The following is a 20,547-nucleotide window of genomic DNA, read 5'->3' on the forward strand; positions in this document are numbered from 1 at the left end:
AGGCACTCGCGCCGCGGCTTTCTCAGTACGGCGCCGGAAACTCTCCTAGCTCCGGCTTGAATGCCGTCCGGCCGTGGCCTTGTCAAGACCGGCCCGCCCAGCTGTGCCGTCGACTACGCCATTTCGGTCATCTTCTGGATGATCCAATCGCGGAATGCCCGGCCCGCCGCCAGCTCTCGCGCGTTTTTCGGCCAAACCAGATAATAGGCATAACGGGCCGGAATCTCGGTCGCAAATAGACGCTCGAGCCGGCCGGCACGCAGATCATCGCGTACGAGAAGGCTACGGACGAGCGCCACGCCCTGCCCCTCGGTCGCAGCCGTGATCATATCGCTCAGGTTGTCGAAGCGTGGACCGCGGTCCACGACACGGCGGCGGGCGCCGGCAGCGGTGAGCCAAGCCGGCCAATACTCGTGCCTGGCATCGGCATCGCGTAACAGAGGCAGACCGAAGATCTCGTCGACGCTCTCGAGAGGCTGCGACACGAGATCGGGCCGGCAGACCGGAAAGACATTCTCGCGAAACAAGAGCTCACAGCTGACGCCGCGCCAGCGGCCGCCGCCGTAGAGAATGCCGAGATCGGCGCCGCAGGTCTCAACATCGGAGGGCTCGAATGCCGGATAGATCGAAACGTCTATGTCGGGATAAAGCGCGTGGAACAAGGGCAGTCGCGACACGAGCCAGCGGGCGCTGAGCGAAGGGACCACCGCGACGGCCAGCTCACGCGGCCGCGCATCGCCGTGCATGCGATCGGCCGCCTCGCCAATCAGGTCCAGGGCCTGGCGCACCGCCGGAGCAAACAGTTCACCGGCGCTCGTCAAAGCAAGACGCCGAGGCAGCCGCCTGAAGAGCGGCCTGCCCAACGCGCTCTCCAGCAGCTGAATCTGCTGGCTCACCGCCGACTGTGTGATGTTGAGCTCGCGAGCTGCCGCCGTGAAGCTTCCGAGGCGCGTCGCAGCTTCGAACGCTCTCAGCGTCTGCAACGGTGGGAGGCGCGACATCCTGCCAATCCATAAGCAATCCTAATGCAGCTTGATTAGGAATTGCCGTTTGTCAAGGCAAAGAAGTTCCGTTGCTATGGCAACGAGCCGGCCGTAACACCCACTGCAACAGGCCGAGTTCCGCCGAAAGAGGCCTTGGAATGAGCTCCCTTACGCGCTTCGATGTTGCGGTGATCGGCGGCGGTGTCATGGGCTGTGCGGCAGCTCGCGCGCTCGCCCTGCGAAAGCAGCGCGTCGTGCTCTTCGAGAAGGCCCATCTCGGTCATACAGGTGGCAGCTCGCACGGCCGCTCGCGCATCATTCGCCTCGCCTATGCCCATACCGCTTATATCGCGCTCAGCCGCGCAGCCTATCCTGCCTGGGAGCGGCTGAGCGAGGAGGCGGGCGAGCCGCTCATGCGCATCACGGGCGGGCTCGATCTGGCCTTCGCCCCGGTGGAGTCGTGGCACGAGACGGCGAGAGCCATGACCGCCGCCGGCGTTCCTTACGAGGTCCTCGACCGAGACGAGATCGCGCGCCGCTTCCCGCAGTTCCGCCTGCCCGAGGGCACGAGAGCCCTCCTGCAGCCAGATGCCGGCGTGCTCCATGCGGACCGCTGCCTGCACGCGCTCGCCGCGGCTGCACGGCGCGCGGGCGTGAATCTCCGGGAGCACGAGGAGGTCCTGTCTATCAAGCCGCTTGCAAACGGCGTCGAGCTGCAGACACCGCAAGCGGCTTACGGTGCCGATCGTCTGGTGATCGCCGCAGGCGCCGCGACGGACAAGCTGCTGCAACCGCTCGGTTGCACATTGCCGATCAGCGCCTCCAAGGAACAGGTCGTCTTCTTCCGTCCGCACGACCCGGCACTTCACGGTCCCGATCGCTTGCCGGTGTTCATCTTCCATTTGGGCGGCCGGCGCCTCGCCTCCGGTTTCCCGCTCCTCCGCGAGGACGGCCTCAAGCTGATGATCGAAAACAAGCGTCCGGCCCTCGACGGCGACAACGCGATCGATCGAGCGCTTCTCGAACGGCTGAAAGCCGAGGTCCGGCGTATCCTGCCAGGCCTCGACGCCCAAGCCGCCCGCGCGGAAACCTGCCGCTACACCCTCACGCCGGACGAGGACTTCATCCTCGATCGCCATCCTGCCTATCCGCATGTCGTGATCGCCTCGCCCTGCTCGGGTCACGGTTTCAAGTTCGCCCCGCTGTTTGGCGAGGTGCTGGCGGACCTCGCCATGGACGGAACGCCTTCGATCGACCTCGATCTCTTCCGCATCGATCGGCCGGCGCTCCGCCCGTCGGCTCGGAGCGCAACGGCATGAGTCTGCACGAGCCCATCACCGACCCGCACGGCACGACCGCTACCGCCATCGTGGGATCTGCGGGACTGGAGGCGATCCAGACGAGCCTTACAAGAGAAAGAAGGGGAGAACCATGAAATCGCGATTTCTCATTGCGGTCAGCCTCATCCTGGCGATTGCCGCGCCAACTGCAGCGCGCGACCTTGAAGCAGTGAAAGCATCCGGTACGATCAAGATAGCGACCGAGGGCGCCACCCCGCCGTTCAACTTCTTCAAAGGCAAGGAGCTCACCGGGTTTGACGTCGAGCTCGGCAATGCCATCGCCGAGAAGCTTGGGGTCACGCCGGAATGGGTGACCCTCTCCTTCGATGCCCTTCTCGTCGGGCTCGGACAGGACCGCTACGATCTCGTCGTCGCAGGGCACGGCATTACGCCGGAGCGGCAGAAAGCCGTCGACTTCAGCATCCCCTATGTCTGCAGCGGCGCTGCCATTGTCGCCAAGCCGGGCGGTGCCCAGACGGCCGCCGACCTCCGCGGCAAGGTCGTTGGGGTGCAGGTCGGCACCACCTATCTCGCGGCCGTGCGGGAGGTGCCTGGCGTGAAGGAGGTGAGGACGTTCCCGAAGGATACCGATGCCCTCCAGAACTTGCTCGCCGGTCGCACCGAGGTGTGGATCTCCGACAAGCTCACTGCCCTCGATGCCGCCTCCAAGAACCCCGAGGCGAAGCTCGCGATCGGCGATCTCCTTTATGAGGAACGCTACGGCATGGCGTTCAAGAAGGGAAATGACAGCCTGCGCAACGCGGTCAACGACGCACTCGAGCAGGTTTTCGCGGATGGCACCTACGCCAGGATCTCCGAGGGCTATTTCAAACGTGACATCCGCTGCCCCGATTGACGATCGGCGATGGGCGGATCAGGAGGGCGCATGTCATCACCACCAGCGTCTCTTCCCGCACGGGCGAAGCCTTCGGTCGGCGCGAGGCTCCACGATGAAACATGGACAATGGTCGGCGCACTAGCCGGCCTCCTCGCCGTTCTCTGGGGCTTGCCCTTTCCGCTCGCTCTGATGCCCGAACCGATCGGACCGGCGGCCGTGCAGTTCGGCGAGGGCGCGCGCATGACCGTTCTCCTCACGCTCACTTCTGGCGGCGTCGGGCTTTTGGTCGGCATTGCGGTCGCGCTCGCTCGGCTTGCACGGCAGCCATGGCTGCAGCACGCGGCGGGCTTATACGTCTGGATCATGCGCGGGACGCCGCTCCTCGTTCAGATCCTGTTCGTCTATTTCACCCTGCCGGCGCTGCTGCCGGGTTTGGAACTCTCCGGCTTCTGGTCGGCAGTGCTGGCGCTCTCCGCGAATGTCGGCGCCTACAATTCCGAGGTCATCCGCGCCGGCATTCTCGCGATCCCACGCGGCCAGCGCGAGGCCGCCCAGGCGCTTGGGCTCGGTCCTATACAAGTGCTTCTGCTCGTCGTCTTACCGCAAGCGGTGCGCCTTTCGCTGCCGCCCCTGGTCAACAACATCGTGGCGCTGCTCAAGGATTCGAGCCTTGCCTACGTCATCGGCGTCGTCGAACTCTCGCTCGTCGGCAACCGTGTGCAGGCGGAGAGCTTCCGCCCGGTCCCGGTCTTCATCACGGTCGCTGGCGTCTATCTCGCGCTCACCACGTTCCTGACCGCCTTCAGTCATGCGCTGGAACAGCGGCTGGCGCGGAGCGCCGCACGATGACCGTTCGGCATGCCGGTCCGGCCGATGCGGACGCCGGCATGATCGAACTGCAATGCGGCTCGCAGCATAATTCAGGTCCTCATAACGTCGGGTGTTAGGGAAATGACAGATACGCACGTGATCCTTCGCAAATGGTCCGGCCGGATCAGGACCGCCGACGAGCAGGCTTATGTGGCCTATGTGCTCGGCACAGGTGGCGATGACTACGGAAGCACGCCGGGCAGTCTCGGCTATCAGATCCTGCTCCGAGATCTCGGCGACGGGACAACTGAGGTGACGACGCTGAGCTGGTGGCAATCCATGGATGCGGTCCGCGCCTTTGCTGGCCCGCGGCCCGAGCTGGCGCGCTATTATCCCGATGACGACCGCTTTCTGCTCGAGCGTCCGGAGCTCGTCGAGCACCACCGCGTGATGGCCTCGCATGGCAAGATCGGTCTGGCCTGAGCCGCAGCTAGGCTAAACACTGAGCAGGCGGGCGGCAGTGGCTTCGTTGTCGGCCAGGGCGACCGCATCGCCTGTCCAAGCGACCCGCCCGCTGTCCAAGATGACGAAACGGTCGGCGAGCTGTTTGGGCACTCTGAAATTCTGCTCCACCAGAATGACGCCGAGGCCGCTTGCGAGGATGTCCCGCATCGCGCCCACCAAGGACTGCACCATGTTCGGGGCGAGGCCTTCCGTCGGCTCGTCCAGGAGCAGAATGCGCGGGTTGCACATCAAGGCGCGGCCGATGGCGAGCATCTGCTGCTCGCCCCCGGAGAGTGCCTGGCCCAAGGCCTTCCGCCGCTCCGCCAGTCGTGGAAAGACGCTGTAGACCCGGTCGGCCGTCCACAAGCCCGAGCGGTGGGCCACTTGGGCGATCGCCAGGTTCTCCTCCACCGTGAGCGTCGGAAAGACTTGCCGATCCTCCGGCACATAGGCGATGCCGGCTCGGCTGAGTGCCTCGGGGCTCGGCTTGTCGAGGCGCGCCCCATCGAGGACGAGCCCGCCTGAGCGGCAGCGGAGCTGGCCGGCAAGTGTCCGCAACGTGGTGCTCTTGCCCGCGCCGTTGCGGCCGGCGAGCGCCAGGGCTTCGCCGGGTTTGACCGAGAGCGAGATGTCATGCAGCGCCTGCGCGGCGCCGTAAAAGACCGAAGCCCGTTCCAGAGACAGCATGGTCAACGCCCCAGATAAGCATCGCGTACGCGCGGATCGTTGCGCACGGCCTCGGGCCTGCCCTTGGCCAGCACTGTGCCGCCCACCAGCACCACGATCTCGTCCGCCATGGCCATGACCACGTCCATATTGTGCTCGACCAGCACGGTCGTGCGGTTGGCGGCAAGCGCTCTGATGAGGCTTGCGAATTTCGGCAGCTCATCCTGCCCGACCCCCGCCAGCGGCTCATCCAGCAGCAGAACCTGCGGGTCGCCGGCAAGCGCAAGAGCAAGCTCCAGCGCCCGTTGCTGACCATGAGACAGCGACGCGGCGACGTCATCCCCATGCTGCGCCAGGCCGAACCGGGTAAGGCGCTCGCGCGCGTCCTCGGCGAGCGCCGTGAACGAGCCCACCGTGCGCCAGGGCATCGACATGCGCATGTGGCGATGCTGCAGCGCCAGGCGCAGGTTCTCGAACACGGTCATCTGCGGGAAGACGTTCACGATCTGGAACGAGCGTGAAAGGCCGGCACGCGCCCGCCGGTAAGGCGGCAAGGCCGAAATATCCTGACCGTTCAGGACAACGGAGCCGCCGACCGCCTTCTGCAACCCGGCGAGAACGTTGAGCAGGGTCGTCTTGCCGGCGCCGTTCGGGCCGATAAGAGCCGTGATCCGGCCGGGTGCAAAGGCCAGGCTCACGTCCGACAAGGCCTGGAAGCTGCCGAAGCGCACAGCGATGTCGCGACATGAGAGACTGGCGGCCGTCATGGCGTCTGCTTCCGCTCGATCGCAAGCGCCGGGCCGGACGCCGGCCGCGTGAACACCTTCGGCACGTGCCGCGAGATCAGCCCGCAGATTCCGCCCGGCATGTAGAGGGTCACGAGAATGAAGATGAGACCCAGCAGGCCGTACCAATGGTCCGTATAGGCGCTGATCCCCTCCTTCAGGCCCTCGAACACCGCCACGCCGACCACGGGTCCGAGGAAGGTGCCGCGGCCGCCGAGCACCGTCATGATCAGCACGTCGCCCGAGGCGGTCCAGCGGGTCATGTCCGGGCCCACGAACATGACGAGACACCCGAGCAAGGCGCCGGCAAGCCCGGAATAGGCACCCGAGATGGCGAAGGCGCCGAGCTTGTAGCGGCGCGTATCGTAGCCGAGCTGGCCGGCCCGCGTTTCGTTCTGCCGGATCGCCGAAAGCACCTGCCCGAACGGTGACGCACGCAGCAGCGCGTTCAGCATCATCAGCGCGAGAAACACTGCGGCCACGAAACACGCGAAATTGCCGTCATCATAGAAGTCGATGCCGAGCAACTCGGGCCGAGGCACCCCGGCTAGGCCGTCGGTGCCGCCGGTCCAGGCCTTCAGCTTCACCTCGGCCAGGATATGGATGAGCTGGGCGAGGGCCAGGGTGGTGAGCGCGAAGTAGATGCCCGACTGGCGCAGGGTGACCGCCGCGAAGCTCAGCCCCACCGCTGCCCCCACCAAGCTGGCGGCGGCCAGGGCGGGCAGAGGGCTCACCTCATAGGTGAGCGTCAGGATGGCGTAAGCATAGGCGCCGGTTCCGAAGAAGGCGGCATGGCCGAAGGAGATGATCCCGGCCACGCCGAACACGAGGTCGAACCCCACGGCGAAGATGGCCCAGACTAGCACCAGGGCGATGATGTACTGCACCCCGTCGCCTGCGGTGAGGGCGAGCCCCGCCGCGCCTCCGGCAAGGAGGGCCGACAGGAGGAGGTGCCGAACGAACGGGCTCATGCCTTGCGCCCCGGGGCGAGGCTGAACAGCCCTTGCGGGCGGATCAGCAGGACGAGGACAAGCACCAGATAGGTCGCAACGTCGATCCAGGCGGGAATGAAGGTCTGCCCGAAGGCTTGCACCAGGCCCAGCAGGGCCGCGGCGGCGACCGCTCCACGGATATTGCCCAAGCCGCCGAGGATGACGACGATGAAGCAATCGATGATGATGGTGAAGCCCATGCCCACCTGCACGGGCAACAGCGGTGCGGCGATGGCGCCGCCTAGCGCAGCGAGCCCCGCGCCGAGCGCGAAGACCAGGGTGCGCACCTTGTCGACGCCGATGCCGAGCGAGCGCACCATCATCGGATAGGACATGGCGGCCCTCAGCACCATGCCAAGCCTCGTTTTCTCGATCAGCCAGAACAGACCAAGGCCCACGACGAGACCCGCCCCCAGCAGGAACAGGCGATAGACCGCCACGTCGTCGCCCATGATCGGCACCGCGCCGGATAGCGAGGCCGGCAGAGGCACGTCCCGATAGCCGAAGCCCCAGATCAGGCGCACGGCCTCCTCGATCACCAGGATGGCGCCGAAGGTCATGAGCAGCTGCTCGACATGATCGCGGTCGTAGAGCGGCCGGAGCAGCAGCCACTCGATCGCACCGCCGAGGATCGCCACGACGAGCGGCGCCAGCACCAGCGCGATCCAGAAGCTGCCGGTGCGGGTTGCCACCTCATAGGCGATGAAGGCCCCGAGCATGTAGAGCGCGCCATGGGCGAAGTTGATGACGCCCAGCATGCCGAAAATCAGGGTGAGCCCTGCCGCCAGCAGGAACAGCAGAGTGGCGATGCTCAGGCCTATGAGGGCGGTGGCGAGCATGGTTCCGGTGGCCCCTCAGCGCGTGCGCTCGTAGATGACGACGGCAGCGACCGCCTCCTCCATGCCGATGATGCCACCACCGTTTTCTTGGAGCGCGATGGCCGCCCCGTCCACCTGGCGGGCACCGGCCTCGCCGCGGAGCTGCGTGACCAGCTCGTAGCACATGGAGAGGCCGGTCGCGCCGATCGGATGCCCCTTGGAGACGAGCCCGCCCGATGTGTTGATAGGCAATTCGCCGCCGATCTTGGTGGCACCGCTGCCGACAAAGGCACCCCCTTCGCCGATCTCGCAGAAGCGCATCATCTCGGACTGGTAGACCTCGCAGAACGACGTCGCGTCATGAACCTCCGCCACATCGATATCGCGCGGACCGATGCCGGCCTGGGCATAGGCCCGGTCTGCCGCGGCGCGGGTGAGGCTCGGCTCGTCGAGGCGGCGATATTTGCCGCCGGAGAGGGCGAGCGCCGACAGCTTGATGGCGCGGTCACGCACCCGTTGCGGCATGGATTTCAGATATTCCGCGGAGCACAGAAGGGCCGCCGCCGCCCCATCGCCCATGGGCGCGCACATGGAACGGGTCAGCGGCGCGCTGACCGGACGGTCGGCCAGAACCTGCTCCGGCGTCATCTCGAACCGGTACTGCGCCTTGGGATTGAGCGCGCCGTTGCAGTGGTTCTTGGCGGCACCCACCGCGATCTGCTCGGCGGTCGTGCCATAGGCCTTCATGTGATAGTTGGCCTGCATGGCATAGGTGTCCATGGCGATAGTGCGGTCGGGCCCGGGCGCGAAGGGAACACCCACTTGGCTTCCCACGCGGCGATACTCCTCCTCCCATTCCTGCGGGTCCAGGAGGTCCATCCCGCCCGAAAAATGGGCAAAGATCCGCCGGGGATCTTCGGCATCGTAGAGCTTCTCGGCACCGAGCGCGAGAGTGAGTTGCGCATCGCCCGCCCGGATCTCCTTGGCGGCACCGGCTAGAGCGAGGCTTCCCGTGGCGCACCCGCCCTCCACATTGACGATGGGCGCACGATCCGGAAATAGGCCTTCGCGCACCAGGGGGATGAAAGACACGTTCCCCCGCGTTAACGCCTGGCCCCAGTAATGCATCAGGCAGTTGCCGAACCAGGCCCCGTCGATGTCGCGTCCGTCCTCGAGCTGCGCATCCGCCAATGCGCCGAGATAGGCCTCGCGCGCCAGCTCCTTGAAACCCTTTTCCGGCTGCTTCTTGAATTCGGTCGTATAGACGCCGAGCACGTAGACGTCGTTTGCCATGGGCTGTTTCCCCTGCTAGACCGCGCGCTCGCGGCCGCTCCAGAACGTGTCGCGGATTTCGCGCTTCAGCACCTTGCCATTGCCGCTACGCGGCAGCTCGTCCCAGATGTCGACGGACTTGGGCGCATGCACGCCGCCAAGCTCGCGCTTCACCAGCGTGATCAGCTCCTGCGGATCGACCTGGGCCTGCGGCTTGAGCTCGATCACCGCCTTGATGGCCTCGCCCCATTTCGCATCGGGCACACCGATGACGGCGCAATCGCGCACGGCCGGGTGGGACAGCAGCACCTGCTCGACCTCCGCCGAGAAGACATTGAAGCCGCCGGTGACGATCATGTCCTTCTTGCGGTCGACGATATAGATGAAGCCCTGCTCGTCGCGATAGCCCACGTCGCCGGTGTGATGCCATCCATGGGCGGATGCTGCGGCGGTCGCTTCCGGATTGCCGAAATAGCCGGGGAAGACCAGGGTGCCCTTGGCCACGATCTCGCCGCGCTGGCCGGGTGGCAGAATATTGCCGTCCTCATCCATGATCTCCACCCGGACATTGAGCGTGGGCCTGCCGCAGCTCGCATAGAGCCGCGGATCGGCTTCGGCCGCGAGAAGATCCTCGGTCGAGAGGAAGGTCAGGAACATCGGCGCCTCGGCCTGGCCGAAGGACTGGCACATGACCGGCCCGAAAACCTCCATGGCCTCGCGGAACTTCTCCGGCGCGACCGGGGCCGCCGCCACGACGAAATATTTCAGCGAGGAATAGTCGTAGCTGCGCACTTCGGGATGCGCGAGCATCATGTAAAGCACCGTCGGCGGCAAATAGAGGTGGGTGATCCTGTGCCGCTCGATCGCCTGCATGATCGCCAGCGGATCGGCGCGGGGCAGCACCACATTGGTGGCGCCGCCCGGCATCATCATGAGCGCCAGCCCGCCCGCCGCATGGGTCATCGGCCCGGCCACCAGGTGAATCGGTGGCTTGGCCGAGGGAAGGCAATGCCAATAGGCGCTGATCAAGGCTTCCCAGGTGCGATGGGTCCAGGGCGCGCCCTTCGACAGGCCGGTGGTGCCGCCGGTGGGAAATATGGTGGCGATCCGGTCCGGATCGTCCGGCACTTCGGGCAGGGTGCCGTCACCCCGCCCGAGGAAATCGCCGAGGGACACCGCTGAGCCGCCACCGTCGCCGTCGATGCAGACCAGCAGCCGCAGCGACGGCGTGGCCGCCTGCAATTCCGCCGCCTCGCGGGCCAAGCTGCCATGGAAGAACAGCACTTCGCAGCCGGTCATGCCGAGGAAATGGGCATTCACCGCGACCGTGTTGCGCGCGTTGCACGGGATCCAGACCCCGCCCGCGTAGAAAATCCCGATGATGCAGGCGAAGGCCCGCGGGTCGTTGGGACTGAACACCGCCATCCGGGCGCCGTCGGAAAAGCCCGAGGCGTGGAGCGCCGATGCGAGCCCTCGCGCCATTTGGTCGACCTCGCCATAGGTGAGGGTGACGTAGTCGTCGAGGAACGCGGGCCGGTCGGCGCCGCGGGCAAGGCCCTTCTGAAAATAGTCGATCAGGCGCATGGGGTATCGCTTACTCGCAGGCGTCGAACAGCGCGCTGGGCTCGAAGGTATAGGTCACCTCCATGGTGACCGGCGGCAGGGGATCGCTTCCCTTGACGGCTTTGCCGAACAGCCCGACCTGCTCGGCCTGGTTGTCGCAGGGCCGCATGCGCTTCGTGCCTTCCACGGACTCCGCGTAGGTGCTGTTGCGGAAAGCCTCGAGCCAGGCCTCCTTGTCCCAGCGTCCGGTCTCGTCGACCACGTTCAGGAACCACGACATGCCGTCGAAGGCCTCGCCGGCGAACTGGTTGGGTAGCTCGCCATACTTGGCCTTGAAGGCGGCGACGAACTTCTCGTTGGCCGGATTGTCGTGCGAGAAATGATAGCGCAAGGTGGAGTTGACGCCGTAGCTCTGCTCGCCCACCGCCTTGCCCATGAGCTCATCCATCACCATGGTGCCGAAGACGGTCTTCTTGTCCTTGAGCCCGATCTGGCCCGACTGCTTCAGGAAGGTGATGGCATCGCTGCCGGTCATGATCATGGCGACGCCGTCCGCGTCCGACTTGGCGACCTTGTCGGCGATGAGCGAGTAGTCCTTGTTGCCCAGCGCCGGAAAGTCCTCACCGGCAATGGTGACGCCCTTGGCTTTGAGCTTGGCCTTGAGGCTCTCCCACATCTCACGGCCGACCGCATAGTCCGCGACCACGCCATAGACGCGCTTCACGCCATCCTTGGCGGCGAACTCGGCCATCATCCGGTTTTCCATATCGACCGGATTCGACGTCCTGAACGTATAGGGATTCTTGTCCTTCCCGGTGATCTCGTCACTGGCCGAGATCGTCACGAGCAGGGGAACCTTGCGGCGCTCGGCGAGCTTCATCATCGCGATGGTGGCGCCGGAGCTCACCTCGCCGAATAGGAGGTCGGCGCCGTCGGCGATCAGCCGCGTCGCCTTCTGAACGGCAACCTGCGGCTTGGTTTCGCTGTCCTCCCATTCGAACACGATGGGAGCGCCGAGAACCTTGCCGCCACGCATTTCGGCAGCGAGCTCGGCACCTTTGCGCATGGCCTCGCCGATCACCCCATAGGGGCCGCTGAGCGCCACCACGCCGCCGACTTTGAATTCCTCCTCGGCTGCTGCCGCATTGCAAAACATGGCCAGAGCGGCCGAGGCAAGCAAGACATGGCGAATGCCGGAATGCATATGAGACCTCCTCCCTTTCGATTCGCACCCCCTTCTCCCGAGGGGTGGCGAACCGTACTGCCGGCCGCCATATATGTCAACTAAGTTGCGTTATCATGTTTTGCGTACTATCAGCCAACCGGCCACAATCCGGTTTCTCAGCAGCGGCCTAGGGATTATTAAGCATTCGGACCAACACCGAGGAAAATGCATGTCAGTCCAGGAACAGCCGCGCCGCCGCCAAACCCGCAAGGCGAAAGAGCCTGCCGACGGGCACGACGCCGCGCCGTCGCGCCGCGATCTGCAGCGCGGCCTGGAGCTGCACTTCTTCGCTCACTTGAACCTGGCGGAAGACGCGAACCGGCAGCTTGCAGCCCTGGACATGGGGCGGACCCACCACCGGATCCTGTATTTCACCGTGCAGACCCCCGGCATCACGGTCGGTGAGCTGACGTCGCTGTTGCGTGTCACCCATCAGGCCATTCAGCGTCCCATGGGCGACCTCGTTCGCGGGGGCTACATCCAGCAGCAGATGTCGAGCGTCGACCGGCGGCAGCGCCAGCTGTTCTCGACGCCCAAGGGCTTGGCCTTGTTCGAGCAGCTCTCGCAGCGGCAGTTCGAGCGGCTCGCACGGGCCTATGAAAAGGCTGGAAGCGAGGCGGTGATGGGATTCTGGGCGGTGCTGTCGGCTATGGTCGAGCCGGCCGATCACGAATGGATCAGGCGCGGGGAACAGGCACGCGCCGCGCCTGCCGCCGGCCATGCAAAAAAAGCCAAGTGACGATCGCGCTTAAAGGCGCCGATCAGTGCTTGGCCGTGACCGATTCATCCGCCTCCAGGTCGAAGAACTTGCCGGTCAGCTCGCCGAAGCGGCTTTCCAGCCATCCGGCCATGGCAAGCTCCTCCTGGAGGATCTCCTCGCAGACGCGCGCCGTCTCCGCATCGCCTAGCCGGCGAGCCGCCGCGACCAGAATCTTGTAGCTGGCGATCTCCATCTGCTCGAAGGTGTAGCTCGCCAGAACGCCCTTGATGATCTCGTCGCTGGTAAAGATCCCGCTGAGCCCCTGCCCCAGGCCCATCAGCTTCGTACCCGTGTCCTTCAGGGTCGAGGCATCGCTGCCGTGGCGCCGCAGGCATTCCCGCACGCGCTCCGACTGGCGCTGCGTCTCGGTGACATGCTGTTCGATGCGTGCCTTCAACTCGGGATAGTTTTCGATGCGGCGCGCAAAGCTGCTGAGCATCTTTATCGCCTGCTCTTCGGCCGCATGGACATCCCGAAGCCAGGAAAGAAGGTGATCCCTCGGGTCAGTCATTGGTCGAACTCCTTGCCTCGATTGTGCGGATGCTTGAGCGCGCTGAGCGATTGCATCTCGATGAATTGGCTGCGCACGGGCAATAGCGGACAGGAAAAATGGTTCCGGTGTGGGGGGAGGCAAAATTCCCCTTCGCGCGCAGACCCGGACTGGAACCACTGCAGCCGAGGCCGGTTGGCCGGTGACAGCGGCCCCGAGCGTCGCGGTTTCCCACAAGGAGAGCCCCATGTTCTTTCGAACGAACCAGTTCCAGTATACGGCCAAACCTGATCGGCCCGACCCCGTCTATGCCAAGAAGCTCCAGGAGGTCCTTGGAGGCCAGTGGGGCGAAATCAGCGTCATGATGACCTATCTCTTTCAGGGCTGGAATTGCCGCGCGCCGGCGAAATACCGCGACATGATCCTCGACATCGGTACCGAGGAGATCGCCCATGTCGAGATGCTCGCCACCATGATCGCCCGGCTTCTGGAGACCTCGCCCGTCGAGGCCAGGGAAGAGGCCGCCAAGAACTCCGCGGTGGGCGCGGTGCTCGGCGGGTCTCGCCTCGAGGATGTGCTCGTCTCCGGAATGAACCCGCAGCACGCGATCGTCTCCGGTCTTGGCGCCACGCCGACCGACAGCGTCGGCTATCCTTGGAACGCGCGCTATACGATCGCCTCCGGGAACCTGCTCGCCGATTTCCGCTTCAACGTGACAGCAGAATCGCAGGGAAGGCTCCAGGTGTGCCGCCTCTATGAACTGACCGAAGATCCGGGCGTGCGCGATATGCTTTCCTTCCTGATCGCCCGTGACACGATGCACCAGAACCAGTGGCTGGCGGCCATCGCCGAGCTCGAGGCGGACGGCTTGGACGAGACACCCGTCCCCGTCAGTTTCCCGCAAGGGCGCGAGAAGTCCGAGGTCGCATATCAGTTCTGGAACTGCTCCGGCGGTAGGGAGAGCGAGCAAGGCCGCTGGGCCAAGGGGCCGTCGCCCGACGGCAAAGGCGAGTTCGAATATTTGGCCGATCCCCGGCCCCTGGGCGAGACAGTCGAGGAGCTCTCGCCCGGCGATCCGCTTCTTCACGGAACGCCGAAAAAGCCCATGTCGCCGGCTGCGTCGTAGGATAGGTCCTCCCGTACACCGATCTGCCGGTGCGGGAAGATCCCCGCACCGGCATTCCTCGTGGCGAGAGGTTGGCACCTGCCAGCCTCCCGCTCTGCTGTGTTGTTATGGGATCAGCGGAGCCTCGCTACTGCCAGACCCGCAGGCGTGCCTGCTCGTTCTCGCTGACCTGCCGGTAGCGGCCGGACTGATTGCGGAAATCGGTCTGGCTCTCGATGTCCTCTTGGGTCACACCGCGGATGACCAGCCGATCGCCGCGAACCCAGAAGCGCTCGACCGGGAGGGCAGCCTGGTCCTCGCCGATGCCGAGGAAGCCACCGCTTGAAACCACCAGCATTTGCCGGCCGGTCCGTGGGTTTCTGACCACATCTTGCACCTCGCCGAGCTCCTCGCCCCGCACATTCTGGATCTCCATACCCTCGAGCTCAGCCACACGCACTGGGCGCATGCTGGCTTGTTGCTCCTGAGCGGCCGTCTGATCCTGGTTCATTCGGTTCTGGTTGGCGCCCTCCGCGGTGGTCTGCTGTTGCGGCTGCTGTCCCGTGGCTTGGTTCTGCTGCCCCGTGGCTTGGTTCCGCTGCCTTGCCTGGTCGCCCGTTGCTTGCTCGAACCGGACATTCGGTTGACCCTGAGGTTGATTGATCACGACACGCGGCTCGGCTCGTTCGTACCTCACCTGCGGCTGACCCTGCCTCTGCACTTGTACGTTGGGCTGGCCTTGGCTTTGAGAAACATTGACCTCCGCCTGGTCGCGCTCGACCTGGACCTGGGGCTGCTGCTGCGGCTCCTCGATACGGACGCGCGGCTGTGGCTGGTTGACCTCGACCTGCGGCTGGGCCATGGCGACATTCACGTCTGGCCGCGGCATCCGCACCACGATCTCAGGCTGGGGAATATCCACGGTCACCGTCGGCTGAGGCTGGCGCACGAGAATCTCGGGCTGCGCTTGTGTGACTGTGACATCGGGCTGTGCCTGGCGCACATTGACTTGAGGCGCAGCCTGCTGCATGCGCACCGTGGGCGCATCCTGCTGCACCACGATCTGCGCCGCGTCTGACTGTGCGGTCGTATTGCCCGGGGCAGCGGTCGCCACCTGGATCTCCTGGTCCTGATTGGCCTCCCTCAGGCCCTGTTGGCGCTCGCCATAGGCGGGAAGCTGTCCCAACCGATCCTCCTGCACGTTCCGCAGGTACAGTCGATCGTCCTGGAACGCGAGTTGCCGGATCGACAGTAAGCGCTCCTCCTGCTGACCTTGCGCTTGCTGCTGGCCTTGCGCCTGCTGCTGGCCTGCGGCTTGAGTCCGGTCCATGCTCTGAAGGATCAGCACCACGAACGGCTCGTCGTTTTGGTCGAACACCACCGCATCGATGCGCCCCACCACTTGTCCGCGCGAGTCATGGACGCTTTGCCCCTCGAGCTCAGAGACCCGCAGCGTTTGAGCTTGCGAGGCAGCGGCATTTCTGGCCGTTCTGCCCTGCTGATCCGCCCGCTGCTGATTGGCTTGGCGGGCTTGTGTGTCGCCGGACTGTGTCTGGGCCATTGCCCCTGCCGGCAAGAGAGCTGTTGATACAAGTAGGGCTGCTAGCAGAGCTTTCATCTGCGTTCTCCTATGACGTTATTGGTGAATGTTGAGGCCTGAAGCATCTGAACAGGCCATACGAAGATGTACCCGATCGCATCGATCGAGCTATTCTTCCTTGGACATTCGGAGTCTCAACCGAATGACAAGGGGTCAACGATGAGTCGCCAGGGGTGTTCCCGAAAAAGCCGCAATGTGTGCCGAGCAGCTTCCGTTCCGGCTGGCGCTCTTATTGCCCGGGTTTGTGGACGGACTGGAATGCGTTGCCGGCCGCGCCACTTCCGGTGTTGATGGCTGTAAAGGTGCCGTCGGTTTCGAGCACAACCGCATCGGCCTTCGAAAGATCATCCAGTCCGTGCTCGCGCAACGCGGCCAGAACCTCCTCCCGCGTGACCCGCTGCTTGACGAGCACGTCGGGCAGAACCTCGCCGCGAAGGACCAGCAGTGTCGGCTGGGACTTGACGATGCCCTGGAACCACGGCCAGCGGACGGAGGCGAAGGTGACCGCATATTGCAGCGAACATAGCAGAAAGAACGCGAGCAGCCCTTCGGACAGGGCAATGCTGCTGTCGAGCAGGACGGTTGCGAGCGTTGAGCCCAAGGCAACCGTCACCACCAGGTCGAAGGCGTTCATTTTCGACAATGTGCGCTTGCCCGTTACGCGCAACAGGAATACGAGACCGATATAGGCGGCAGTACCGACGATGAGAATCCGGATGTGGTCAACCCAGTCATCCAGGAACATCTGCGTCAACCTCGGTTGAGCTCATCGCAGCGGACCCACCACTTCTCAGGCAAGGCGGCATCGCGCAAACGCTGCAAGATGCCGGGATCGCCGCCGGAGAAATCCAGCACACAGAGCCGGCCCGCATCGACCTCGACAGGCGTTATGGCAAGCGGCCGGCACCCTTCGGGCTTCAGCTGCCCGTCGCTTCGAATGACCTGCTCCAAAGCCTGCTGCGTTTCGCACGCCGTGATCTGCTCCTGCGCGAGGCTGCCGGAGGCAGGCAGGAGCATCAAGCCGGCCAAAATTCCGATTGTGCGCATTTGAACCATTTGCGGACTCCCGATAAGCTTCCATCGGCCTTGCGATTAGGCGCGGCGACCCGAGCTCCGGTCGCCCTACGCCTGCTGGGCTTGCCGCCGACGCAAGCGTTCGCATGTCGACTCTCGTCGTCTACAGGTGCAGACTGAAAAGCGGGCCGCTTCGCGTCTTGAGCGGATCCGCTGGCTGCCCGCAGCCCAGATTTTGATCGCCGCCAGCAGCTACCAAATGAAAGTCGTTCCTGGGAAGACGTTCCCCGAAAGTGGCAAGATTTTCATCGAGGCAGCACGTCGAGCAGCGGCCGGGAGCCACCGGCAAGGTCTGGCTATCAGGTAATATCGTGCTCAGGCAAAGGTGTATGAGGTCTTTATGGAAGTATAGAACTCAGAAGCGTAGCGGCCCTGTTCGCGCGGTCCGTAGCTCGAACCTTTGCGGCCGCCAAATGGCACATGGAAATCAATGCCCGCGGTCGGCAGGTTCACCATCACGAGACCCGCTTCCGCATTGCGCTTGAAATGAGTGGCATGTTTCAAGCTGGTTGTGCAGATGCCGGACGACAAGCCGAAGGGCGTGTCGTTTGCGATCGCCAGCGCCTCGTCATAGTCCTTGACCCGGATGACCGAAGCGACCGGCCCGAATATTTCCTCGCGGCTTATGCGCATGCCGTTCGTGGCGTCAATGAAGAGCGCAGGCTGCAGATAGAAGCCGCGCGTTGCACGATTCAGCCGCTGTCCGCCGAATGCCAACCTGGCGCCTTCATCGCGGCCGATGGCAATGTATTGCTCGTCCTGCTCGAGCTGGGCTTGGTCAACGACAGGGCCAATGTGCGTCCCGACCTTCAAGGCATCGTCGACGACGAGACCCTTCATTCTCTCGGCCATCGCGGCCACGAACCGGTCGTGAATGGCTTCGGTGACCACAAGCCGCGAGGACGCCGTACAGCGCTGGCCCGTGGAGTAGAACGCTCCATTGACCGCACACTCCACCGCCACCGTCAGATCGGCGTCATCTAGCACCACGAGCGGATTCTTCCCGCTCATTTCGAGTTGGAACTTCCGATTGTGTTCGATCGATGCAGTAGCAACGCGCTTCCCGGTTGCGGCTGAACCGGTGAAGGTGATGGCGGAGACGTCGGGGCTGTCTAGCATGGTCTGACCCACCACGGATCCCTTGCCCATGACGAGATTGAGTACGCCCCTGGGCAGACCTGAGCGATGAAGGATGTCGACGAGCGCCCAAGCAGAGGCGGGGGTGAGGTCAGCCGGCTTGAACACGACCGTGTTGCCATAGCAGAGCGCGGGGGCGATCTTCCACGCGGGGATGGCGATCGGAAAGTTCCAGGGCGTGATGATGCCGACCACACCGACGCCCTCCCGCGTGATCTCGATGCTGACATTCGGCCGGGTGCTGGGTATCGCCTCTCCTGCCAGCCGAAGCGCCTCGCCGGCAAAGAAATCGAAGATCTGTCCTGCGCGCGTCACCTCGCCGATCGCTTCGGCCCGCGTTTTGCCTTCCTCGCGCGCCAGCAGCCTGCCCAACTCGTCCTTGCGCGCGAATATTTCATCGGCGCTCTTGCGCAGCACGGCGTGCCGCTCCAGTAGCCCCGACCGCGACCATGCGGGAAATGCCGCCTTCGCGGCTGAAATTGCGGCTTCCACGTCGGCCTTCGTCGCCCGGGCGTAGCAGCCGACGACATCGTCGAGGTTCGACGGATTGATGTTTAAAGCGGGCTCGCCCTCCACCCATTCGCCATCGATCAAGTTGCGATGCAGATCCATGTCCGCTCCCTATAAACCTCGAACCGAAGTTTTACGGCCGTGCCGCGCCTTGCAGCGGCCGGCAATCGGCCTCAGGGCAGCAGAACCGTCGACCCTGTCGTCTTGCTCGACTCCAGATCGCGGTGCGCTCGAGCCGCGTCTTTCAGAGGGTAGGTCTGCCGGACATCGACTTTGACCTTTCCGCTGGCGACCATGGCGAACACATCCCTGGCCGCCGCTTCCAGATCTTCGCGCCTGGCCACATAGGTCGCCAGAATCGGGCGTGTGACATAAAGCGAACCCTTGGCAGCAAGCTGGCTGATGGCGAAGGGCGGAACGGCGCCGGACGTATTGCCGAAGCTGACCATAAGCCCGCGCGGCCGCAGGCAGTCGAGCGAACTCTCCCAGGTCGCCTTGCCCACCGAGTCATAGACGACCGGGACCCCGGCGCCGCCGGTGAGTTCGCGCACGCGCTCTGTAACGTTCTCCTTTTTGTAGATGATCGTGTGAGTGCAGCCGTGCGCTTTTGCGATCGCGGCCTTTTCCTCGCTGCTCACGGTGCCGATGACCGTCACGCCGAGTGCATTCAGCCACTGGCAGGCAATGAGGCCAACCCCGCCCGCGGCGGCTTGCAGCAGCACCGTCTCCCCCGCCTGTACCTTGTAAGTCTGGTGGATCAGGAACTGCACCGTCATGCCTTTCAGCAGCATCGCCGCAGCCTGCTGATCAGCGACATGGTCCGGCAGCTTCACCAGCGGAGCGGCGGGCATGACCCGTTCCTCGGCATAGGCGCCAGCCGGTCCGGTCGCATAAGCAACACGGTCCCCCACCTCCACGTGAGTGACGCCGGGACCCACGGCCTGAACAATGCCGGCAGCCTCCAAGCCAATGCCTCCCGGCAGCGGAACGGGATAGAGGCCCGTGCGCTGGTAGACGTCGATATAGTTGAGCCCAACGGCCGTCTGGCGCACGCGAACCTCGCCTTGACCCGGCTCGCCGAGCTCTACCTCTTCCCACCCCAGGACCTCGGGGCCGCCCGTCTCATGAATGCGGATTGCTTTGCTCATAATGCTTCAATGCTTCCTTGAATTGCGAACAAGCGCGGAGGGCGTGGTGTGGCGAAGCTCAGACCTCGCCCGCCGCTTCGATATCTTTCAGGTGTTGACGGAAGCCGTAGCCCGGCTCTCGCTGTTGCCTTGCCAGATATTCCCTGAAGCGGGTCTGATCGCGATAGCTCCGGCCTTCCCGCATAGCCTTCAATTGGCGCGCCTCGGTGTCTCGATAGGCCACGGCAGCAGCGATGATCTCCTCCAGCCGATCTTCGGCCAGGAACAGAACACCGTTTGCATCGGCAACCACGATGTCGGAGCGGGTGACGTGCTGCTGCCCTATCACCGCGCGGGTGAACGCGTCGGGCGGGCGCACATGAAGCCGCTGCGGGCCGGTGGGAAGCGAGCCCATGCTGAAGACCGGAAACCCGATCTCCCTCAACTCCTTGCTGTCGCGGTGAAGGCCCCAGATCACGAAGCCTGCGACACCTGCAGCCTTGGCCTCGAGCAGTACGATATCGCCGATACAGGCCTCATCCAGGCGGCCGCCATTGTCGATGACGATGACGTCCCCGGGTTCGGCCCGCTCGAGCGCTTCGAAGAAGATGTCGATGCTGCCCACATGCCGCACCGGCAGCGCCCGGCCGCGACACTCCATTTCGGGGTTAAGGGCCGTGATGGCCGGCGGCGCAAACCGGATGGGATTCCCGGTGCGTAAGCAGCCGTCGGCCAGATGCGGCCCCGTGAGCGTCTTCAATGTCTCGAGCAGCGATTTGTCCAAGATCATACCTCCCTGAGCCCGCATGCGGGAACCAGATGGGATAGGGGAAGCCGCGCAATGCCAGCTGCCGCACTCCTCCTGCATCCGGCGCGCTCGTTTGATCGAGGAAACCTATCAACCCCACTCAATTCTGAGAAACGAATAGTCTTGAAGTACGAATTTCG

General features: G+C 64.4%; 21 protein-coding genes. 6 read left to right on the plus strand and 15 right to left on the minus strand.

The features are described 5' to 3' along the window. Nucleotides 1–113: 113 nt before the first annotated feature. Complete coding sequence (locus E4P09_RS05680; RefSeq protein ID WP_137388563.1) at nt 114–1,001, minus strand: LysR substrate-binding domain-containing protein; 888 nt, start codon at nt 999–1,001, stop codon at nt 114–116. A gap of 140 nt (nt 1,002–1,141) precedes the next feature. On the opposite strand from E4P09_RS05680, the gene solA reads away from it, so the two are divergent. From solA to E4P09_RS05700, 4 genes are all read left to right on the plus strand, one after another. Further along, complete coding sequence (gene solA, locus E4P09_RS05685; protein ID WP_137388564.1) at nt 1,142–2,302, plus strand: N-methyl-L-tryptophan oxidase; 1,161 nt, start codon at nt 1,142–1,144, stop codon at nt 2,300–2,302. A gap of 112 nt (nt 2,303–2,414) precedes the next feature. Further along, nucleotides 2,415–3,179, plus strand: a complete 765-nt coding sequence (locus E4P09_RS05690; RefSeq protein ID WP_137388565.1) for an ABC transporter substrate-binding protein — start codon at nt 2,415–2,417, stop codon at nt 3,177–3,179. Nucleotides 3,180–3,287: 108 nt separating this feature from the next. Beyond that, nucleotides 3,288–4,010, plus strand: a complete 723-nt coding sequence (locus E4P09_RS05695) for an amino acid ABC transporter permease (protein ID WP_137388566.1) — start codon at nt 3,288–3,290, stop codon at nt 4,008–4,010. A gap of 102 nt (nt 4,011–4,112) precedes the next feature. After that, complete coding sequence (locus E4P09_RS05700; protein ID WP_205042017.1) at nt 4,113–4,454, plus strand: hypothetical protein; 342 nt, start codon at nt 4,113–4,115, stop codon at nt 4,452–4,454. Between the two features lie 12 nt (nt 4,455–4,466). On the opposite strand, the gene E4P09_RS05705 is transcribed toward E4P09_RS05700, so the two are convergent. Genes E4P09_RS05705 through E4P09_RS05735 form a run of 7 tightly spaced genes read right to left on the minus strand, consistent with a single transcriptional unit; the run spans nt 4,467 to nt 11,775 of the window. Continuing rightward, on the minus strand, nt 4,467–5,162 hold the full coding sequence (locus tag E4P09_RS05705; RefSeq protein WP_137388567.1) for an ABC transporter ATP-binding protein: 696 nt from the start codon (nt 5,160–5,162) through the stop codon (nt 4,467–4,469). A 2-nt stretch (nt 5,163–5,164) separates the two neighbouring features. Further along, the gene (locus E4P09_RS05710; protein ID WP_137388568.1) at nt 5,165–5,908 is read right to left on the minus strand and encodes an ABC transporter ATP-binding protein; all 744 of its coding nucleotides are present in this window, start codon (nt 5,906–5,908) and stop codon (nt 5,165–5,167) included. After that, complete coding sequence (locus E4P09_RS05715; RefSeq protein ID WP_137388569.1) at nt 5,905–6,897, minus strand: branched-chain amino acid ABC transporter permease; 993 nt, start codon at nt 6,895–6,897, stop codon at nt 5,905–5,907. The genes E4P09_RS05710 and E4P09_RS05715 overlap by 4 nt, the downstream gene beginning before the upstream one ends. After that, nucleotides 6,894–7,757 (minus strand): branched-chain amino acid ABC transporter permease, encoded by an 864-nt coding sequence (locus E4P09_RS05720; RefSeq protein ID WP_137388570.1) that lies wholly within the window; start codon nt 7,755–7,757, stop codon nt 6,894–6,896. The genes E4P09_RS05715 and E4P09_RS05720 overlap by 4 nt, the downstream gene beginning before the upstream one ends. Before the next feature lie 15 nt (nt 7,758–7,772). Next, entirely contained in the window at nt 7,773–9,029 is a 1,257-nt protein-coding gene (locus E4P09_RS05725) for a thiolase family protein (RefSeq protein WP_137388571.1), read from the minus strand. A gap of 15 nt (nt 9,030–9,044) precedes the next feature. Further along, nucleotides 9,045–10,592, minus strand: coding sequence for a class I adenylate-forming enzyme family protein (locus E4P09_RS05730; protein WP_137388572.1), 1,548 nt, complete (start codon nt 10,590–10,592; stop codon nt 9,045–9,047). 10 nt (nt 10,593–10,602) lie between these two features. After that, the gene (locus E4P09_RS05735; protein WP_137388573.1) at nt 10,603–11,775 is read right to left on the minus strand and encodes an ABC transporter substrate-binding protein; all 1,173 of its coding nucleotides are present in this window, start codon (nt 11,773–11,775) and stop codon (nt 10,603–10,605) included. Nucleotides 11,776–11,965: 190 nt separating this feature from the next. Between E4P09_RS05735 and E4P09_RS05740 the strand changes: the two genes are divergently transcribed. After that, on the plus strand, nt 11,966–12,535 hold the full coding sequence (locus E4P09_RS05740) for a MarR family winged helix-turn-helix transcriptional regulator (protein ID WP_170984247.1): 570 nt from the start codon (nt 11,966–11,968) through the stop codon (nt 12,533–12,535). 22 nt (nt 12,536–12,557) lie between these two features. Here the strand turns inward: E4P09_RS05740 and E4P09_RS05745 are convergent, their stop codons facing one another. Further along, entirely contained in the window at nt 12,558–13,067 is a 510-nt protein-coding gene (locus E4P09_RS05745) for a ferritin-like domain-containing protein (protein ID WP_137388575.1), read from the minus strand. A 226-nt stretch (nt 13,068–13,293) separates the two neighbouring features. Between E4P09_RS05745 and E4P09_RS05750 the strand changes: the two genes are divergently transcribed. Further along, entirely contained in the window at nt 13,294–14,172 is an 879-nt protein-coding gene (locus E4P09_RS05750; protein ID WP_137388576.1) for a manganese catalase, read from the plus strand. A gap of 127 nt (nt 14,173–14,299) precedes the next feature. Here E4P09_RS05750 and E4P09_RS05755 read toward each other — a convergent pair whose 3' ends face one another. The 6 genes from E4P09_RS05755 to E4P09_RS05780 form a co-directional block, all read right to left on the minus strand. Continuing rightward, the gene (locus E4P09_RS05755; protein WP_170984248.1) at nt 14,300–15,712 is read right to left on the minus strand and encodes a PRC-barrel domain-containing protein; all 1,413 of its coding nucleotides are present in this window, start codon (nt 15,710–15,712) and stop codon (nt 14,300–14,302) included. Nucleotides 15,713–15,980: 268 nt separating this feature from the next. Next, nucleotides 15,981–16,496 carry a DUF421 domain-containing protein gene (locus tag E4P09_RS05760; protein ID WP_137388578.1) on the minus strand — a complete coding sequence of 172 codons (516 nt, stop codon included), beginning with the start codon at nt 16,494–16,496 and terminating at the stop codon, nt 15,981–15,983. Nucleotides 16,497–16,501: 5 nt separating this feature from the next. Continuing rightward, nucleotides 16,502–16,798, minus strand: a complete 297-nt coding sequence (locus E4P09_RS05765) for a hypothetical protein (protein WP_137388579.1) — start codon at nt 16,796–16,798, stop codon at nt 16,502–16,504. Between the two features lie 342 nt (nt 16,799–17,140). Beyond that, complete coding sequence (locus E4P09_RS05770) at nt 17,141–18,574, minus strand: aldehyde dehydrogenase family protein (protein ID WP_137388580.1); 1,434 nt, start codon at nt 18,572–18,574, stop codon at nt 17,141–17,143. A gap of 71 nt (nt 18,575–18,645) precedes the next feature. Next, complete coding sequence (locus E4P09_RS05775; protein ID WP_137388581.1) at nt 18,646–19,620, minus strand: quinone oxidoreductase family protein; 975 nt, start codon at nt 19,618–19,620, stop codon at nt 18,646–18,648. 58 nt (nt 19,621–19,678) lie between these two features. Beyond that, nucleotides 19,679–20,383 (minus strand): RraA family protein, encoded by a 705-nt coding sequence (locus tag E4P09_RS05780; RefSeq protein ID WP_205042018.1) that lies wholly within the window; start codon nt 20,381–20,383, stop codon nt 19,679–19,681. Nucleotides 20,384–20,547 lie beyond the last annotated feature (164 nt).

The organism is Rhodoligotrophos defluvii (assembly GCF_005281615.1).
Lineage (GTDB): Bacteria > Pseudomonadota > Alphaproteobacteria > Rhizobiales > Im1 > Rhodoligotrophos > Rhodoligotrophos defluvii.

Bases quoted from the DNA above. Each gene is read 5' to 3' on its own strand.
- E4P09_RS05705 (WP_137388567.1), bottom strand. From the start codon at position 5,162: ATGCTGTCTCTGGAACGGGCTTCGGTCTTTTACGGCGCCGCGCAGGCG.
- E4P09_RS05760 (WP_137388578.1), bottom strand. From the start codon at position 16,496: ATGTTCCTGGATGACTGGGTTGACCACATCCGGATTCTCATCGTCGGT.
- E4P09_RS05770 (WP_137388580.1), bottom strand. From the start codon at position 18,574: ATGGATCTGCATCGCAACTTGATCGATGGCGAATGGGTGGAGGGCGAG.
- E4P09_RS05750 (WP_137388576.1), top strand. From the start codon at position 13,294: ATGTTCTTTCGAACGAACCAGTTCCAGTATACGGCCAAACCTGATCGG.
- E4P09_RS05710 (WP_137388568.1), bottom strand. From the start codon at position 5,908: ATGACGGCCGCCAGTCTCTCATGTCGCGACATCGCTGTGCGCTTCGGC.
- E4P09_RS05695 (WP_137388566.1), top strand. From the start codon at position 3,288: ATGGTCGGCGCACTAGCCGGCCTCCTCGCCGTTCTCTGGGGCTTGCCC.
- E4P09_RS05765 (WP_137388579.1), bottom strand. From the start codon at position 16,798: ATGCGCACAATCGGAATTTTGGCCGGCTTGATGCTCCTGCCTGCCTCC.
- E4P09_RS05680 (WP_137388563.1), bottom strand. From the start codon at position 1,001: ATGTCGCGCCTCCCACCGTTGCAGACGCTGAGAGCGTTCGAAGCTGCG.
- E4P09_RS05740 (WP_170984247.1), top strand. From the start codon at position 11,966: ATGTCAGTCCAGGAACAGCCGCGCCGCCGCCAAACCCGCAAGGCGAAA.
- E4P09_RS05725 (WP_137388571.1), bottom strand. From the start codon at position 9,029: ATGGCAAACGACGTCTACGTGCTCGGCGTCTATACGACCGAATTCAAG.
- E4P09_RS05755 (WP_170984248.1), bottom strand. From the start codon at position 15,712: ATGGCCCAGACACAGTCCGGCGACACACAAGCCCGCCAAGCCAATCAG.
- E4P09_RS05720 (WP_137388570.1), bottom strand. From the start codon at position 7,757: ATGCTCGCCACCGCCCTCATAGGCCTGAGCATCGCCACTCTGCTGTTC.
- E4P09_RS05715 (WP_137388569.1), bottom strand. From the start codon at position 6,897: ATGAGCCCGTTCGTTCGGCACCTCCTCCTGTCGGCCCTCCTTGCCGGA.
- E4P09_RS05735 (WP_137388573.1), bottom strand. From the start codon at position 11,775: ATGCATTCCGGCATTCGCCATGTCTTGCTTGCCTCGGCCGCTCTGGCC.
- solA (WP_137388564.1), top strand. From the start codon at position 1,142: ATGAGCTCCCTTACGCGCTTCGATGTTGCGGTGATCGGCGGCGGTGTC.
- E4P09_RS05775 (WP_137388581.1), bottom strand. From the start codon at position 19,620: ATGAGCAAAGCAATCCGCATTCATGAGACGGGCGGCCCCGAGGTCCTG.
- E4P09_RS05730 (WP_137388572.1), bottom strand. From the start codon at position 10,592: ATGCGCCTGATCGACTATTTTCAGAAGGGCCTTGCCCGCGGCGCCGAC.
- E4P09_RS05700 (WP_205042017.1), top strand. From the start codon at position 4,113: ATGACAGATACGCACGTGATCCTTCGCAAATGGTCCGGCCGGATCAGG.
- E4P09_RS05690 (WP_137388565.1), top strand. From the start codon at position 2,415: ATGAAATCGCGATTTCTCATTGCGGTCAGCCTCATCCTGGCGATTGCC.
- E4P09_RS05745 (WP_137388575.1), bottom strand. From the start codon at position 13,067: ATGACTGACCCGAGGGATCACCTTCTTTCCTGGCTTCGGGATGTCCAT.